Consider the following 15,200-nt stretch of genomic DNA (forward strand, 5'->3'; position numbering starts at 1 on the left):
AGGTGGCAGAATGGCGAGTGGGGAAGGCGCGCATTGGGGTATGGCGGTAAAAGAACAGAGGATACCGGGGCGGGTATCCTCTGGGCACTCAGCGGGATGACTTACTGCGCGGCAGCGCGGGCCGTATTAATCCAACCGTCAAACTGTGCCTGATGAGCTTTAATCCAGCCGTTGACGTGGCGCTCGATATCTTCCTGAGAGGCTTCACCCTGATGCATCCGCAGGTTTTGGGCGTTAATGTCGGCCAGTGGTAACGTCATGATGGCGAACAGTTTTGCCGCCGCCGGGTTTTTCTGCGCCCACGACTTATTGGCGACAATGCGCATAGTGCTAACGGGGAAACCATAATTCGCGCCGTTAGGCAGCCTGGTATCGGTATCTTTTTGTTTGCCCGGCAACGATGAGAATGGGACCTGCAACCAGACAACATCGCGCCCCGGCACCAGTACGTCGCTCACCCAGTACGGCGTCCAGGTGAAATACAGAATCGGTTTCCCCTGTTTGTAGCGGGCAATGGTGTCGGTGATCAGCGCTGCGTAGTTGCCCTGATTGTGAGTGACGGTTCCACTCAGTCCATAGGCCTGAATCTGGTGATTAATCACGCTTTCGCAGCCCCACCCGGGGTTACAGCCGGTCAGGTCCGCTTTGCCGTCGCCATTGGTGTCGAACAGTTTGGCCAGTTTCGGGTCTTTTAGCTGATCAAGGCGGGTAATGTGGTACTGGTCGGCGGTTTTTTTATCGATCAGATACCCTTGCGCCGCACCTGAAACATAGGTTCCCTGACGGTAGAAGGCGGTGTCGCCTCCGGCAGCTTGATACATGTCGTCGTGCAGTGGTTGCCAGTTGACAGCGGTAAAGGTGGCGTCGCCGTTGGCGATCGAGGTGTAACCGACGCTGTAATCGACTTCACTGGGTTTATCGACGGTATAGCCCAGTTTTCCCAGCGCTTTACTGACCAACAGTGTCTGGAAGGTCTCTTCAGAGAGTGTGCTTTGCACCGGTTTAACGGTGATGCCTTTGCCGGGAAGGTTATCGGCGGCAAACAGGCTGGTACTGAGTACCGTCGTCACGGCAAGCGTTGCCATGCCGGTGACGAAGCGACGTGTACGCATACGGATGGTCCTCATGTGGATAGTCTTCATGTGGATAGTCCTCATGTTGTCATTCAATACGTGGTCTGGTGACGCTCGGGCTCTGATATCAGTGTGTGCGGCGGGTCGATGCCAGCCGCAATGTCAGACGCTATCGTCCGAGTGGAGTCAGGCCCGAGGGGCGATGAAGGGGCGAATCAATAGCCCCAGCGGCCCACGGTGGGACCAGTGGTGGTTGCCGCGACTGCGGGCATCCTGACCCAGAGATTGGGTCAGCCGGTCCAGTATGATGGCCAGTATCACGATGCCGACCCCGCCGATGGATGCCAGCCCCATGTCGAGACGGCCAATGCCGCGCAGTACCATTTGTCCGAGCCCACCGACGGCGATCATCGATGCGATCACCACCATGGAGAGCGCCAGCATCAGTGTCTGGTTGACACCTGCCATGATGGTGGGCATCGCCAGTGGCAACTGGACCTTAAACAGCATTTGGCGCGGGCTGGCGCCGAAGGATTGCGCTGCCTCGACCAAATCGGCCGGGACCTGACGAATACCGAGCAGGGTCAGACGGACAATCGGCGGCAGGGCGAAAATAATGGTGACCACAACGCCAGGCACATTGCCAATGCCAAACAGCATCACTATCGGTACCAGATAAACGAACGCAGGCGTGGTCTGCATCGCATCCAGCAGGGGTCGTACAACACGAGCCGTCCTGTCGCTGTGCGCCAGCCAGATGCCCAGTGGTAACCCGATGATGATGCAGAAGAACAAGGCGGTCAGTACCAGCGCCAGCGTCACCATCGCCTGAGACCAGGCACCAATAGCGCCGATGGCGATGAGTGACAGCAGTGTCACCACACCCATGCCGAAACTGGCGATCTGCCAGGCCAGCAGTGAGAACACCAGAATGGCGATGGGCGCGGGTACACTGGTCAGCAGTTGCTGGAAACCGGTCAAGATCACATCCACCGGTACCCGAATCCCCTGAAACAGCGGGCGAAAATGCAGTACCAGCCAGTCGATACCTTCTGTCACCCAGCGATCGAGCGGGATCCAGGCATGCTGGAATGGGTCCATCAGGTTAATGTGTTCCTGTGCCGGTGCAGGGGTGTTCAGCCAGTCGCCTCCATTCTGATGTACGTCGCTGGCAGCAGGTGGTGGTGCTGTGTTCCAGGGATCGGCGCTGGTGTCCGGTGCAGGGGAATTACCCGCTGATGAAGCGTCTGCTGGCGAGGATGCCGCCGCCCAAGGGTCGGTAGGGGCCGGGTGGCCCGATGTATGTGGCGTGGCCGTATTGGCCACCGCATCGGGTGTTTGGGTTTCTTCCAGCGAATCGTGTGTGGTATCAGCCATTGAGCGTGTTCTCCTTATCCAGTGCCTGCAGCAACATCCCTTTAGAGATAATGCCGAGGTATTCATGGTGTTCACCCACAACCGGTACGGCGCAGGGGGCTTGTGCCACCTGAGATATCAGCTCGTTAAGCGGCATGTCTGCCGGAACCGGCACTGGCGCCGACAGCAATGCCTGCTCCAGTGACAACTGCTCACGCAGTGCCTGTTTGAGTGAATCAATGGAGACTACGCCGATAAATTTGCGGCCTCGCTCCAGCACATAGCCATACTCACGATCCTCCTCTTGCAGGATCTTCAACGCTGATCGCGGACCGACGCCCGGCGTCTTACGGATGATCGTCACCGGACGACGGCGTGCGATGTCTTTGGCGCTGAATACCTGACTGATATCCACGCCTCGAAAGAAGGTGCGTACATAGTCGTTCGCCGGGTTATTGAGAATTTCATCCGGTGTGCCAACCTGAATCACTTCGCCGCTGTGCATGATGGCGATGCGATCGCCGATGCGCATTGCCTCATCCAAATCGTGTGAGATGAACACGATAGTGCGTTGCTGACGGGCCTGTAACTTAATCAGCTCATCTTGCATCTCGGTACGGATCAACGGGTCGAGGGCGGAAAATGCTTCGTCCATCAGCAGGATATCGGGGTCATTCGCCAATGCACGGGCCAGGCCGACGCGCTGACGCATCCCACCGGAGAGTTCGTCCGGATAGGCATTGGCGTAAGCCTCCAGACCGACTTGCTGCAGGGCGTTGTGCGCTTTTTGCTCGCGCTCCTCACGCGGGACCCCGGCGAGATCCAGGCCGAATGCGGTGTTGTCGAGAATATTCAGATGTGGCATCAGTGCGAAAGACTGAAACACCATACTGAGTTTCTTGCGACGTACCGCGCGCAATGCGCTATCTGGCAGGCGGGAAATATCCTCGCCATCGAGCAGCACCTGACCACGAGTGGGTTCAATCAGGCGATTGAGAAGGCGTACCAGGGTGGATTTACCGGAACCGGATAATCCCATGATCACAAAAATCTCGCCTTCTTCAATGGCCAGACTGGCGTCTTTTACGCCAACCGTCAGACCGGTTTTCTCAAATATCTGGTCTTTGTTCATCCCTTGCTCCAGCAGTTTGAATGCCCGCTTGGGATGCTCACCAAATATTTTATACAGATGTCTTATTTCAATTTTAATTGCCATGTAATTAAGGGTTTCCTGTATGGTTTGATTTTCTTATTTCTGCCTCATGGTGAACGAAACTTTTTATACCCTAACCAGAAATGAATGGTATGACAACCCTTTGGTTATACGGCGCGTGATGTCATAGTTCATGATGTCGATATTTTATTGTTAATGTCTTACTGGTTTTTTAGGTTTTATTGCTTTGCGTGGTTGTCTTTTTGGTAATTTAATTATCTATTTAATTCAATGCGTTGTTTGTATTTTGTGTTTGTTTTTACTGGTGTTTTTGTAAGATGAGATTTTATGTTTATAACAATGGTTTTTGTGAGGTTTTTAAAGCGATGAAATGTGTTGATTTAATCATGTTTTCATATTTTGATGAGTGATGCTAATTACGATGAGTAGATTGTGGTTGTAGCCTGTTACCCGCTGATAGTAGAGGGCTGCTGGCGATGAGTTATCAGGAATTTGATGACCATTAATGCCGGGATAATAGTGAGCGGCGTGGCGGAATAGGTGAGGGGAATAATCGGATGATTCTGACTATTTATGAAAGAAATAAGTCATTGGTGGTGGGGGAAATTATCAACGCAATCGTACTCATCAAATAGCGCCTATTGCCGGGCACTACCCGGCAGTAGGCAATCTATGTAGATATCAAAAGAGATATCAAATCACCGTCTGATTTCTGGCCTGTTGTAGCAGATGCAACGTAATGTTGCGCACCTCCGCTTTGCTATCAGCAATATGCTGCGTAAGGCGCTGGCAGGCCTGCTCTGTATCCTGAATGAAGATAGCTTGCAGGATGGCGCTATGTTCCTGATACGTTGCCTGAATACGGTCCTGACGGGTGAAATCCAGCCGACGGATAATGCGAATTTTCTCCGTAACATCACGGTGGACTCGCGCCATTTCACGGTTGCCGACGGCAGCGACCAGTGCCAGATGAAAGGCTTCATCCTGCTGTGAAACCTGTTTGCCGTCTTCCTGTTGCGGTTCGTCTATCCAGTACTGACGCAGAGGTTGGAGCAGCGCAGTACACGCCTCTGACGGCAGCGCACACAGCCGTTGTACGGCTTCGCGTTCCAGTACGATGCGCAGGTCATATAATTCTTCGAAGTACGCGAAGTCGAACGGCTTAACCTGCCAGCCACTGCGGTAGTAAACACGCACAAACCCTTCGGTTTCCAGCCGAAACAACGCCTGACGGATCGGTGTACGGCTGACCGACAGGCGTTCAACCAATTCGTGTTCCGTAAAGCGATCTCCCGGCAGTAACCGGAAATCGAAGATATCCTGTTTCAGCTGTAAATAAACCTGCTCTGCCAATACCAATGGCTTACTTTGGCGACGCGTTGTCTGTGTGTCAGGTGCGGAGAATTGCATGGGGTTTCCTCCCAGTGTCAGGTCGACGAACGCTGAGCGATAAAGGCACGCCAGCCGCCGAATACGGTAATGTCCTCGGCACCGTCCAGCGCCGCGGGTTCACAGATGAACCCCTTGACCTGGCGTCCGTCTGCCAGTGTCAGCGTACCGATACCGAGCGGTGGAGGGATTTCGGCAACGAACTCGCCGAAACGCGCCAGCGGAATATCCCACAGTTCTACCGCAATGGGTTGCCCTTGCCCGGTGTTGACCAGCCCCGGTTTGGGGGGATGGGTATTCGCCAGTGCGTACAGACGGTAGTCGGCGCTGGTGACGGTCTCTTCCACTTTGACGGCATCGCGGGTAGTCAATTGAAAGTTGAGCGGCATCCCTGTTAAGTGAGCGCCCACTACAGCCAGCCGTACATGGTGGGGCGACGGCACCTGTGATGCAGACATTGGCGGCAGAGGGTGACCGGTGGCGCCCAACGGCAGCGCCGTGGCAGATTGCCAGCGCTGACCAAACGCCGCCAGAGCCGCGTCATGCCAGGCCGGTGCAATCAGCGTAATACCGGCGGGCAGGCCGTCTTCACGAAAGGGTGCCGGTAATGCCAGCCCACACAAATCCGCCAGATTGGTGAAGTTGGTGTAGAAACCGAATTGTGAGTTGTAGAGCACGGGTTGCTGTTTCATCTCTTCTTGCGTGCGAATGGTGGGCGTGGTGGGGACCACCAGTGCATCAAACCCATTCAGCGTGCCCGCAATGTGTCGAGCCAGTTCCGCACGCAGGTATTCTGCGGCAAACACCTCACCCGCACTGTAGTCGGAACCTTTAGCGATAATACCGCGTACCACCGGGTCCATGGCTTCTGGCTGCTCATGCAGTAACGCGCCAACCGCCTCGGTGCGCTCTGCTACCCACGGACCTTCATAGAGCTGGCGCGCCAGTTGTGTGAACGGGGTGAAGTCTACCGGCTCCAGCGTCGCGCCCATCGCCTGCAAACCGGATAGCGCTTGTTGAAACGCGTGCTCCGCGTGCTGGTCGCCAAAAAACTCCAGTGGATGCGGTACCGCCAGTCGCAACCGGGCGGAGACATTCGCTGGTGTGGTGCGTGGGTGGTGGCGCGAATACGCGTCATCTTCGTCATAACCGCCCGCCAGTGTGGCGACCAGCCAGGCATCCTGCACGGTTAATGCAAACACTGACACACAATCGTTCAGGCGGCAGGCAGGGACGACCCCACGCGTTGACAGCCAGCCTTTGGTAGGTTTCAGCCCGACGATATTATTGAAACCGGCGGGAACGCGGCCGGAACCTGCGGTGTCGGTACCCAGCGCGAACGGTACCAGCCCGCGAGCGACCGCCGAGGCGGAACCGGAACTGGAGCCACCGCTGACATACTCTGGCTTGATGCTGTTAGGCACCGCGCCAAACGGTGAGCGGGTGCCCACCAACCCGGTAGCGAACTGGTCAAGGTTGGTTTTGCCAACCACGATAGCACCGGCGGCCTTCAGGCGTGCCACCACGGTAGCGTCTTGTGTCGCGGTGTAGGTAAACGCCGGGCAGGCCGCGCTGGTGGGCCAGCCTGCAACATCGATATTGTCCTTGACCGCAAACGGAACGCCATACAGCGGCAGGTGTTTCGCGTCGGGTCGGTCGAGTAGGTCGGTGATTTGCTCGCGGACGCCGGTTTCGTTTGGCAGGTAAATCCACGCCGGGTCTTCGGCTCGCAGTGAGCGCCAGACAGCCAGCAGCGTTTCAGTCACGTCAGAACCGTGCTGGTAGAAATGTTGCCACTGGGGGAGTGTCAGGCCGATATAAGGGGTGTGTGATGTCATCAAGTGCATTCCAGTTTGTATACAAGATGGCGTACAACATTCAAACCTTATGCCAGTTTTTTAACTGTCTGTTTCTTTGAGGTTTATTGCTAAAGGGAGGTGCTGCTGTCTGTGTGACACGCACCATCGTGGTACAACCGAATGCAAGACGAGGGCGAACGTGGGGCAAGCGGCAGGATAAAACACCGGATCGCGATGACGCGTTGCGATCCGGCGCGGTGACTTATTCTTTACCCAGCACTAAACCTGACAGGCTGGACGCTGCTGGCGTGCCGGCTTTTTCCCGGCGAGCCAGATAACGGTAGCTGCCTGCGCCTAAGCCAACGCCGATAAACCAACTGAAATTGGCAACCTCATGCCAGGCGGGCACAAAACTGATCACCAGCCCGATCGCTACCGATGGCAGCAGCGCCAGCACCGCATTCGGGTTAATACCGTTACGGTACCAGTAGCGGCCGTTCGGGGTATCGTTGAACAGCGCATCGACATCGATCTTGCCGCCTTTGATCAGATAAAAGTCAGCCAGCAGAATACCGAACAATGGGCCGATGAATGCCCCCAGTACGTCGAGCGTGTAGTGGATCAGTTCCGGTGAATTGAACAGGTTCCACGGCGTCAGCAGCACCGAGCCGACGGCGGCAATCATTCCACCGGTGCGGAAACTGATGCGCTGTGGCGCACAGTTGGAGAAGTCGAACGCCGGGGAAACGAAGTTGGCGACAATATTGATGCCGATGGTCGCGACAATCATAGTCAGCAGGCCCAATGCGACCGCCACACTGTTGCCGACGCGGCTGACGGTTTCAATCGGGTCGGTAATCATTTGACCGAACAGGGACTGGGTACCGGAGACAATCACCACTGTGACGATGGAGAACAGCAGGAAGTTGAACGGCAGCCCCCAGCGGTTACCGCGGTGGATCTCCTGCATGCTTTTACCGTAGCGGGAGAAGTCACCAAAGTTCAGCAATGGGCCGGAGAAATAGGACACCACCAATGCGGTCGCGGTGATCATCTGCCAGATCTGTTCGCCGCCGCTGAGCGATTTGCTGCTCAGGGTGAAAGAGATATTCTCCAGTCCAGTTTTGTATACAATCCACCCGGCCAGTGCCAGCATGACCACGTAAACCGCCGGACCGGCGACATCGATAAAGCGCTTGATGGCGCTCATGCCGTGCCAGAACACCATGGCCTGCAACAGCCACATCACGCCAAAGCACAGCCAGCCCAGCGTCGACAAGCCCAGCCAGTGATTGGTGGTCAGCGAGGTAAGAGAAGGGGCGAATTTCAGCAACACCAGCATCAACGCATTGGCTGCCAGATAGGTCTGGATACCGTACCAGGCGAAGGCGATCAATCCACGGATGACCGCTGGAATGTTGGCACCGAACACCCCGAAGGACTGACGACAAATCACCGCATAGGGCACGCCACTGAGCTGACTGGGTTTAGCCACTAAATTGGCACACAACTGCACGATACAAATACCGGCCAGTAAACACAGCAGCACCTGCCAACTGGCAAGGCCCAGTGTAAAGAAGCTGGCTGCTACCACGTAGCCGCCCATACTGTGAACATCTGACATCCAGAAGGAAAAGATGTTGTACCAGGACCAGTTCTGCTCGCGTGTCGGCGCCAGGTCTTCGTTGCACAGTCTCGGGCTGTAGTGTGCCGGAGCGCTTCCGGCGGGCGTCATATTTTCTGGCATGGAATCTGCTCCTTTTTTGATGACGATGAAAAATAGAGGTGAATAACCTGTCCTGTGAGGTGTTGCAGGATTTGGGCCAGATCGGTGAATTTTGTATACAATAATTTTATTTTTTGTGTACGATCTGGTGGTGACGTGATGACGGAAGAAGCCAATGAACGATATTTATGGTCTCGGACAAGAGACATTTTTCGAGCAAAAAGATGACGTTATCTATCAGGCGCTGTTAAACGCGATTGTTGAGCATCAATTATTGCCTGGGGCTCGTCTGCCGGAAGAAGCGTTGGCAGACGCGTTTGGGGTGAGCCGTACTGGGATCCGAAAGGTGTTACAGCGTCTGGCAACGGTGCAAATGATCACGCTGTTGCCCAAACGTGGTGCACAGGTAGCGACACCCACGGTAGAAGAAGCGCGTGAGATCTTTCAAACCCGTAGCCTGATGGAGTGCGCTAACCTGCCTGCCGTGCTGGCTCACTGCCAGCCGCCGCACCTGGCGGCGCTGGAGAAACTGATGGAGGCAGAAGAGAAAGCCCATCAGGATCGTAATGGGCCGGAGGCGATCCGCCTGTCGGCCGCTTTTCATATACAGTTGCAGGCGATTTCCGGTAACACTGTGTTGACCGGCATGGTGTCGCAATTAACGCTCCGATCGTCGCTGGTGATCGCCGCGTATGGTGCGCCCTGGCAGCAAGGCTGCCGTTGTCATGATCATCAGGATTTACTGGCACTGTTGCGTAAGGGTGATCTACAGGCGCTGACTGCTGCCATGCAACAGCATTTCGACGACATCGTCGCCAGCCTGCGTTTTGGCGGCGACAGTGTGACTACACCGGATTTTTCACGGCTGTTCAGCCATTTCAAATCGTCCGAACACCCTAACAAGGAGCAGGCCGAATGAGCCGATGCGTGATTCAGGTAATCAACCCTAATACCAGCCTGGCGATGACGGAAACCATCGGTGAAGCGGCACGACGAGTGGCCTCGGCCGGTACTGAGATTCTGGCGGTGTGCCCGTCGCAGGGCGTGCCATCGATTGAAGGGCATTTTGATGAAGCGGTAGCGACGCTGGGTGTGCTGGAACAGGTTCGGCTGGGGCGTGAGCAAGGGGTCAGCGGTCATGTCATCGCCTGTTTCGGCGATCCCGGTCTGCTGGCGGCACGAGAGCTGGCAAGCGCACCGGTGGTGGGGATAGCGGAGGCGGCGATGCATCTGGCAACGCTGGTGGCGACGCGTTTTTCCATTGTCACCACGCTGCCGCGCACGCTCATCATCGCCCGTCATCTGTTGCAGCGTTACGGTTTCGAGCACCACTGCGCCGCGCTGTACGCGATCGATTTGCCGGTGCTGGCACTGGAGGACGGGCAAGGTCTGGCACAACATAAAGTGCGGGAAATGTGTATACAAGCGAAACGGCAGGATGGATCCGGTGCGATAGTGCTGGGTTGTGGCGGCATGGCCGATCTGGCACAGGCGTTGACGCAGGAGTTGGGGATCCCGGTGATCGATGGCGTTGGTGCGGCGGTGAAAATGGTGGAATCGCTGGTTGGACTGGGACTGACCACCAGTAAACACGGCGATCTCGACTACCCACTCGACAAGCCGTTAACCGGCGCATGTGCACCGTTGCGCTAAGCATTGATCATGATAAGTAATGAGCGGCCGTTGCCGTCATCATTATAAGGAAAGAGACTATGACACTTTCTCAGCTCTGGGGTACAGACCCGGACTACCCGCGCGATCTGATTGGTTATGCCGGAAAACCGCCGCATGCCCGCTGGCCCGGACAGGCGCGTATCGCGGTGCAATTTGTTCTGAATTATGAAGAAGGGTCCGAAAATCATGTGCTGCACGGCGATGCCGGTTCCGAGCAATTTCTGTCCGATATTATCGGGGCAGCCAGTTACCCGGCGCGGCATATGTCGATGGATTCGCTCTATGAATACGGTTCTCGTGCCGGTTTTTGGCGTATTCATCAGGAGTTTCAACGCCGTGGTTTGCCGATGACGGTGTTTGGCGTGGCAATGGCGTTGGCGCGAAACCCGGCGGTGGTTGAGGCTATCAAGGCGGCGGACTACGACGTGGTCAGCCACGGCTGGCGTTGGATCCACTACCAGAATATGGATATCGACACCGAACGGGCGCATTTGCAACAGGCTATCGCAGTGCACACCGATTTATTCGGTCAGCCGCCGTTGGGCTGGTATACCGGCCGCGACAGCCCCCACACCCGACAGCTGGTGCTGGAGCAGGGCGGCTTCCTGTACGACAGCGACTATTATGGTGATGATCTGCCGTTTTGGTTGCCGGTGCGGCGCGCCGACGGCGAGGTGAAACCGCATCTGATCGTTCCCTATACGCTGGATGCCAACGACATGCGCTTTGCCTCACCACAGGGTTTTAACAGTGGCGAGCAGTTTTTCAACTACCTGAAGGACAGTTTTGACGTGCTGTATGCCGAAGGGGATGACGCGCCGAAAATGCTGTCGATTGGTATGCACTGTCGTTTGCTGGGGCGACCGGGACGCTTTCGGGCGTTGCAACGCTTCCTTGATTATATCCAACAGCATGAGCGGGTGTGGGTCTGTCGCCGTCAGGATATCGCCGAGCACTGGTATCGGGTCCACCCTTATCAGGGCTGATGCGATAAGGCATTCATCGTACCGACGGGGTTACCCATGTTAGCCAGATAATGTTACCTGTAGGTTTCATTGTCTGGCTTTTTTGTCTGTGATAGCGCCTGGCTGTGTCACGACTGGGCTTGCTGGGGGCTGTGTTCCGGCTCCCACCTCTGCAGGGAAATCGGATAGCCGGTAACCGGTACCGTCGCTATCCGACAGGGATGCGCTGAGGTTACACCATCAGGCTCACATGGGCTGCCACGATGCGCCAGCCTTGCTCGGTACGCCGCCAGGTTTGCATCTGACGGCCGATTTTCTCGCTGCCTTCACGACGAAATTCGGTACTGGCGACTGCCGTATCACGGCCGTAGGTGGTGATCACGGTGTTTTGCAACTGCCTGTCCAACCCGGCGGAGGGGCGGGCGGCACGAAATTCGCGGATCTGCTCGATGCCGTACAGATTTTCAGACGCGCCGTAACGCACTGTGCGCTCATCGTGCCAGAACAATTGGTCCAGCACGTCAACATCGTTGCCGGTCAGTGCCTTTTCGTAACGGTAAAAGGCGTCGGTGACCTCAGCCAGTACCTCGGGAATATTAATGTCAGACTGTGTGTTCTCGGATGTCATGCGGAAAGTCCTTGTGGGTAAAACGTCATCGGTGGCAGCGCCTGTGCGATGCCTTGTTGTTCAAGATGCCAGGCGGCGCGCAGCGCCACGTCTTCCCGCCAGGGGGCGGCGATCAACTGCACACCGATCGGCAGCCCGCTGGCGGTTGCTAGCGGCACGGTGACGACCGGCAGGCCGACGAACGAAATGGGCTGGGTTAACATGCCCATGCTGGCGCGGATCGGTAAATCGGTGTGATTGATGCGCATGGTTTCCTGACCGATTGGGGTGGCCGGGCACGGGGTCGCTGGCGCAATCAGCAGATCGGTGTCGTTGAATAACGCCAGGACTTCACGGCGGAAATGATCGCGAAAGCGCTGAGCCTGTACATACCAGGCCGCCGGGATCATCGCGCCAGCCAACAGCCGTTCACGGGAAAGTGGCTCAAATTGCTCCGGTGTGGCCTGCAGCGCTGGCAGGTATTGATTACCGCCTTCGCTGGCGGAAAGAATAAATGCCGCAGTACGCGCCAGCGCGGCGTTATCCAGTGTCACATCGCTGTCGGCGTTTAAGGCGTCAGCTACTTGTCGCACAGCGGTGGCGGCCTGCTCATCGCACCATTGCGCGAAGTAACCCCCCAATACCCGGCTGCGTAGCGGGGCGGTGTCAGACAATGACGGTACTGTAGATCGCAGCGGTTGATCTGCCTGAAAACGATCAGCCGGATCGCGGCCTTGCAGTACGTCATAGACCAGTGCCAGATCGTCTACGCTGCGTGCCAGCGGGCCGATATGATCGAGGCTGCCGACAAACGGCTGCGTTCCCTGACGTGATAACCGCCCGAACGTCGGCTTCAGCCCGAAAATACCGCACAACGAGGCTGGAACCCGGATCGAACCGTTGGTATCGCTGCCCAGTGCGAAATTCACCAGACCAGCGGCGACTGCGGCGGCGGAACCACCGGACGAGCCCCCCGCGATACGGGTCAGGTCGTGTGGGTTGCAGGTAGCGCCATAGTGCGTGTTTTCGGTGGTAAAGCCGTAAGCGTAGGCATCCATATTCAGCAGGCCGGACAGCAGCGCACCTTGTGCCTGTAGCTGGCGCACCGCGAACGCATCCTGAGTGGCGGGGGGGCGCTGGCTAAATAACCTGGCCCCGGCCAGGGTGGTTTCACCGGCGACATCAAACAGATTCTTCACCGCATAGGGCACCCCGGCCAGTGCAGGCAGCGGCTCGCCTAAGCGGCGTTTCAGGTCCACACCGTTGGCTTCTGTCAGCATACGCTGTGCTGTGACGGCGGTGTACGCGTTGACAGCCGGGTTATGTTGCTCGATGCGCGCCAGGGTGTCGCGGGCAATGTCGGTGGCGGACAGGTGGCCTGCCACCAGTTCAGCCTGCAATGTGCGAATAGACAGTTGAGCAGGATTCATGGCTGATAGACTCCCGCCACTTCCTGACGCTCATTCAACGTAAACGCCATCAGCGGTTGCGCCATGGCGGCGATGCGGCTGAACTGGACGTGCAATTCCTGACGGCGGGTCTCGTCCAGCTCCAGCCCCATAAGGGTTTCCATCTGTTGCAGGTACGCGGCCAGCGTGTCCTGATCGATATCCCTGTTTTTCATAATCAGCACCTTCATCGGGTTGAAAGATTAATAACCGGCTGCGCTGCCGTTGCTGCGCGGGTCGCTGGCACCTTCCAGCATGCCGTTGACGTGGCGGACAATCGCACCGGCGTGACCGACGGTTTCGCTAAATCCAGTAAGCAGTTCCACATCGTGACCGAGGGTTCGCAGCGCATCAATGGTGGCGGGCATGAACCGATCTTCCAGCTTGAGCGTATCGGTCGACTGCCCCCAGGTGCGCCCCAGCAACCAGCGTGGTGCCGTAATCGCCTGTTGCAACGGTACCCCTTGCATCACATGACGAATAAACAATGCGGCTTGTGTCTGTGGCTGGCCGTCACCGCCCATCGAACCATAAACCATCGTGCGCCCGTCAGACAGGCGCGCCGCCGCCGGGTTCAGTGTGTGAAAGGGTTGTTTACCCGGTTCCAGCGCCAGCAAGTGGCTCGGGTCCAGGCTAAAAGACGCACCACGGTTTTGCCACAACACGCCAGTACCCGGCAGCACCATGCCGCTGCCGAATTCGTGATAAAGACTCTGAATGAACGAGACCGACACCCCGTGGCGATCGCACACGCCCATCCAGACGGTATCGCCCGGCCCTTTGCCCTCGCCCCAGGGCGCGGCGGCGCGGGTGTTGACGGTTTCCGCAAGCGTTTTCAAGTGGCTATCGGACAGCAAGGCCTGAATATCCTGGGTGATCAGTTTCGGATCGGTGATGTAGGTATCGCGTAGCCCAAACGCCAGTTTGGTGGCTTCCACCACCCGGTGAATGGTCTGGCTGTCGCTGAGATCGGCCATCCCCAGCCTGTCGGTAATGCCGAGAATCGCCAGTGAGACCAACCCTTGTGTTGGTGGCGCGAGGTTGAAGACCTCGCCGTGGCTGTGTTTCAACACCAATGGCACGGTACGGCGGGCGCGGTAATTCGCCAGATCTTCCTGCGTGACCGGCATGCCCAGCGCCGCCATCTGTTTCGTCATGCGTGCAGCCAGCGCGCCGCGATAAAAGCTGTCCAGCCCATCTTGTGCCAGTTGTTGCAGCGTATCGGCAAGATCCGGCTGGGTGAAACGGCTGCCGGTACGGGGGATCGTACCCTGCGGCATAAAGACCCGGCAGAATTCGGTGAAGTCGCGCAGTTCGTGCTGGCGACTGGTGAGCGCATCTTCCTGAGACTGGGTAACCGGGATGCCGTGGCGCGCATAGTGGATGGCATCGTCCAGTAACTGTGTCAGTGGCAGGGGAGCACCCAGATCCAGTTCTGCCCCGTAATTCAGTGCTTCCTGCCATCCGCCTACCGTCCCGGCGACGGTCAGCGCGGCGTTGGGGCCACGGTGCGGAATACGGCTTTCACCGGCGTAGCGTGCGCGGGTCGCCAGCGAACCGGCGGCACCACTGGCGTCAATGGCGATAGGCTGGCCTTGCGGTGGCACTATCAGCCAGAAACCATCGCCGCCTAAGCTGTTCATGTGGGGATACACCACGGCAATAGCCGCCGCCGCGGCGACCATCGCTTCGATGGCATTACCTCCGGCGCGTAACACACGCTGTGCGCTGGCGCTGGCAAGATGATGCGGTGTGACCGCCATGCCCGACGGGGCGATATTACTTTGCATCATGAGGGTAAGACTCTTGGTGGACAGTAGGGTGGTCGATGCTAAGCAAAAGCCGTTCCATCTTTTCTGCTTGCTGCCGACCGACGGTTGTATGCTATGTTCATCATAGCGTCGAAAAGATGAAACAAAAGTTACAGCGCTCAAACTTAATGCGCTCAAACTTATAGCGTTTAGATGTTAGATAATGACAAGGGCAGGC

The 15,200-nt window shown here is 57.0% G+C and carries 13 protein-coding genes; 3 read left to right on the forward strand and 10 right to left on the reverse strand.

The window, feature by feature from the left end:
• Positions 1 to 101: 101 nt before the first annotated feature.
• The 6 genes from proX to FGI04_RS02140 form a co-directional block, all read right to left on the reverse strand.
• The gene (proX, locus tag FGI04_RS02115; protein WP_407273958.1) at positions 102 to 1,112 is read right to left on the reverse strand and encodes a glycine betaine/L-proline ABC transporter substrate-binding protein ProX; all 1,011 of its coding nucleotides are present in this window, start codon (positions 1,110 to 1,112) and stop codon (positions 102 to 104) included.
• A gap of 147 nt (positions 1,113 to 1,259) precedes the next feature.
• Complete coding sequence (proW, locus tag FGI04_RS02120; protein WP_342699937.1) at positions 1,260 to 2,450, reverse strand: glycine betaine/L-proline ABC transporter permease ProW; 1,191 nt, start codon at positions 2,448 to 2,450, stop codon at positions 1,260 to 1,262.
• A complete protein-coding gene (gene proV, locus FGI04_RS02125) occupies positions 2,443 to 3,645 on the reverse strand; it encodes a glycine betaine/L-proline ABC transporter ATP-binding protein ProV (protein WP_342699936.1) in 1,203 nt (400 codons plus the stop codon). The genes proW and proV overlap by 8 nt, the downstream gene beginning before the upstream one ends.
• Before the next feature lie 651 nt (positions 3,646 to 4,296).
• A complete protein-coding gene (locus FGI04_RS02130; protein WP_407273957.1) occupies positions 4,297 to 5,013 on the reverse strand; it encodes a GntR family transcriptional regulator in 717 nt (238 codons plus the stop codon).
• Between the two features lie 17 nt (positions 5,014 to 5,030).
• Positions 5,031 to 6,830: an allophanate hydrolase gene (atzF, locus tag FGI04_RS02135; RefSeq protein ID WP_407273956.1), complete on the reverse strand. Its 1,800-nt coding sequence runs from the start codon at positions 6,828 to 6,830 to the stop codon at positions 5,031 to 5,033.
• Positions 6,831 to 7,053: 223 nt separating this feature from the next.
• Positions 7,054 to 8,538, reverse strand: a complete 1,485-nt coding sequence (locus FGI04_RS02140; RefSeq protein ID WP_342699933.1) for an NCS1 family nucleobase:cation symporter-1 — start codon at positions 8,536 to 8,538, stop codon at positions 7,054 to 7,056.
• A 154-nt stretch (positions 8,539 to 8,692) separates the two neighbouring features.
• Between FGI04_RS02140 and FGI04_RS02145 the strand changes: the two genes are divergently transcribed.
• Genes FGI04_RS02145 through puuE form a run of 3 tightly spaced genes read left to right on the forward strand, consistent with a single transcriptional unit; the run spans position 8,693 to position 11,177 of the window.
• Positions 8,693 to 9,436 carry a GntR family transcriptional regulator gene (locus tag FGI04_RS02145; protein ID WP_407337338.1) on the forward strand — a complete coding sequence of 248 codons (744 nt, stop codon included), beginning with the start codon at positions 8,693 to 8,695 and terminating at the stop codon, positions 9,434 to 9,436.
• Positions 9,433 to 10,170, forward strand: a complete 738-nt coding sequence (gene hpxA, locus FGI04_RS02150) for an allantoin racemase (RefSeq protein WP_407337339.1) — start codon at positions 9,433 to 9,435, stop codon at positions 10,168 to 10,170. Before FGI04_RS02145 ends, hpxA begins: the two co-directional genes overlap by 4 nt.
• Positions 10,171 to 10,229: 59 nt before the next feature.
• Positions 10,230 to 11,177, forward strand: coding sequence for an allantoinase PuuE (gene puuE / locus FGI04_RS02155; protein WP_012885911.1), 948 nt, complete (start codon positions 10,230 to 10,232; stop codon positions 11,175 to 11,177).
• 211 nt (positions 11,178 to 11,388) lie between these two features.
• On the opposite strand, the gene hpxZ is transcribed toward puuE, so the two are convergent.
• The 4 genes from hpxZ to FGI04_RS02175 are packed head-to-tail and all read right to left on the reverse strand — an operon-like array spanning position 11,389 to position 15,004.
• Positions 11,389 to 11,784: an oxalurate catabolism protein HpxZ gene (gene hpxZ / locus FGI04_RS02160; protein ID WP_012885910.1), complete on the reverse strand. Its 396-nt coding sequence runs from the start codon at positions 11,782 to 11,784 to the stop codon at positions 11,389 to 11,391.
• Entirely contained in the window at positions 11,781 to 13,193 is a 1,413-nt protein-coding gene (locus FGI04_RS02165; protein WP_407337341.1) for an AtzE family amidohydrolase, read from the reverse strand. Before FGI04_RS02165 ends, hpxZ begins: the two co-directional genes overlap by 4 nt.
• A complete protein-coding gene (hpxX, locus tag FGI04_RS02170; protein WP_407273952.1) occupies positions 13,190 to 13,387 on the reverse strand; it encodes an oxalurate catabolism protein HpxX in 198 nt (65 codons plus the stop codon). The genes FGI04_RS02165 and hpxX overlap by 4 nt, the downstream gene beginning before the upstream one ends.
• 27 nt (positions 13,388 to 13,414) lie before the next feature.
• Positions 13,415 to 15,004, reverse strand: a complete 1,590-nt coding sequence (locus FGI04_RS02175; RefSeq protein ID WP_407337342.1) for a gamma-glutamyltransferase family protein — start codon at positions 15,002 to 15,004, stop codon at positions 13,415 to 13,417.
• Between the last annotated feature and the right edge of the window lie 196 nt (positions 15,005 to 15,200).

The organism is Dickeya ananatis, assembly GCF_019464615.1.
GTDB classification, from domain to species: domain Bacteria; phylum Pseudomonadota; class Gammaproteobacteria; order Enterobacterales; family Enterobacteriaceae; genus Dickeya; species Dickeya oryzae.

What these genes read in the sequence shown, in the direction of transcription:
- proX (WP_407273958.1), bottom strand. Translation starts at nt 1,112, where the DNA reads ATGCGTACACGTCGCTTCGTCACCGGCATGGCAACGCTTGCCGTGACG.
- proW (WP_342699937.1), bottom strand. Translation starts at nt 2,450, where the DNA reads ATGGCTGATACCACACACGATTCGCTGGAAGAAACCCAAACACCCGAT.
- proV (WP_342699936.1), bottom strand. Translation starts at nt 3,645, where the DNA reads ATGGCAATTAAAATTGAAATAAGACATCTGTATAAAATATTTGGTGAG.
- FGI04_RS02130 (WP_407273957.1), bottom strand. Translation starts at nt 5,013, where the DNA reads ATGCAATTCTCCGCACCTGACACACAGACAACGCGTCGCCAAAGTAAG.
- atzF (WP_407273956.1), bottom strand. Translation starts at nt 6,830, where the DNA reads ATGACATCACACACCCCTTATATCGGCCTGACACTCCCCCAGTGGCAA.
- FGI04_RS02140 (WP_342699933.1), bottom strand. Translation starts at nt 8,538, where the DNA reads ATGCCAGAAAATATGACGCCCGCCGGAAGCGCTCCGGCACACTACAGC.
- FGI04_RS02145 (WP_407337338.1), top strand. Translation starts at nt 8,693, where the DNA reads ATGAACGATATTTATGGTCTCGGACAAGAGACATTTTTCGAGCAAAAA.
- hpxA (WP_407337339.1), top strand. Translation starts at nt 9,433, where the DNA reads ATGAGCCGATGCGTGATTCAGGTAATCAACCCTAATACCAGCCTGGCG.
- puuE (WP_012885911.1), top strand. Translation starts at nt 10,230, where the DNA reads ATGACACTTTCTCAGCTCTGGGGTACAGACCCGGACTACCCGCGCGAT.
- hpxZ (WP_012885910.1), bottom strand. Translation starts at nt 11,784, where the DNA reads ATGACATCCGAGAACACACAGTCTGACATTAATATTCCCGAGGTACTG.
- FGI04_RS02165 (WP_407337341.1), bottom strand. Translation starts at nt 13,193, where the DNA reads ATGAATCCTGCTCAACTGTCTATTCGCACATTGCAGGCTGAACTGGTG.
- hpxX (WP_407273952.1), bottom strand. Translation starts at nt 13,387, where the DNA reads ATGAAAAACAGGGATATCGATCAGGACACGCTGGCCGCGTACCTGCAA.
- FGI04_RS02175 (WP_407337342.1), bottom strand. Translation starts at nt 15,004, where the DNA reads ATGATGCAAAGTAATATCGCCCCGTCGGGCATGGCGGTCACACCGCAT.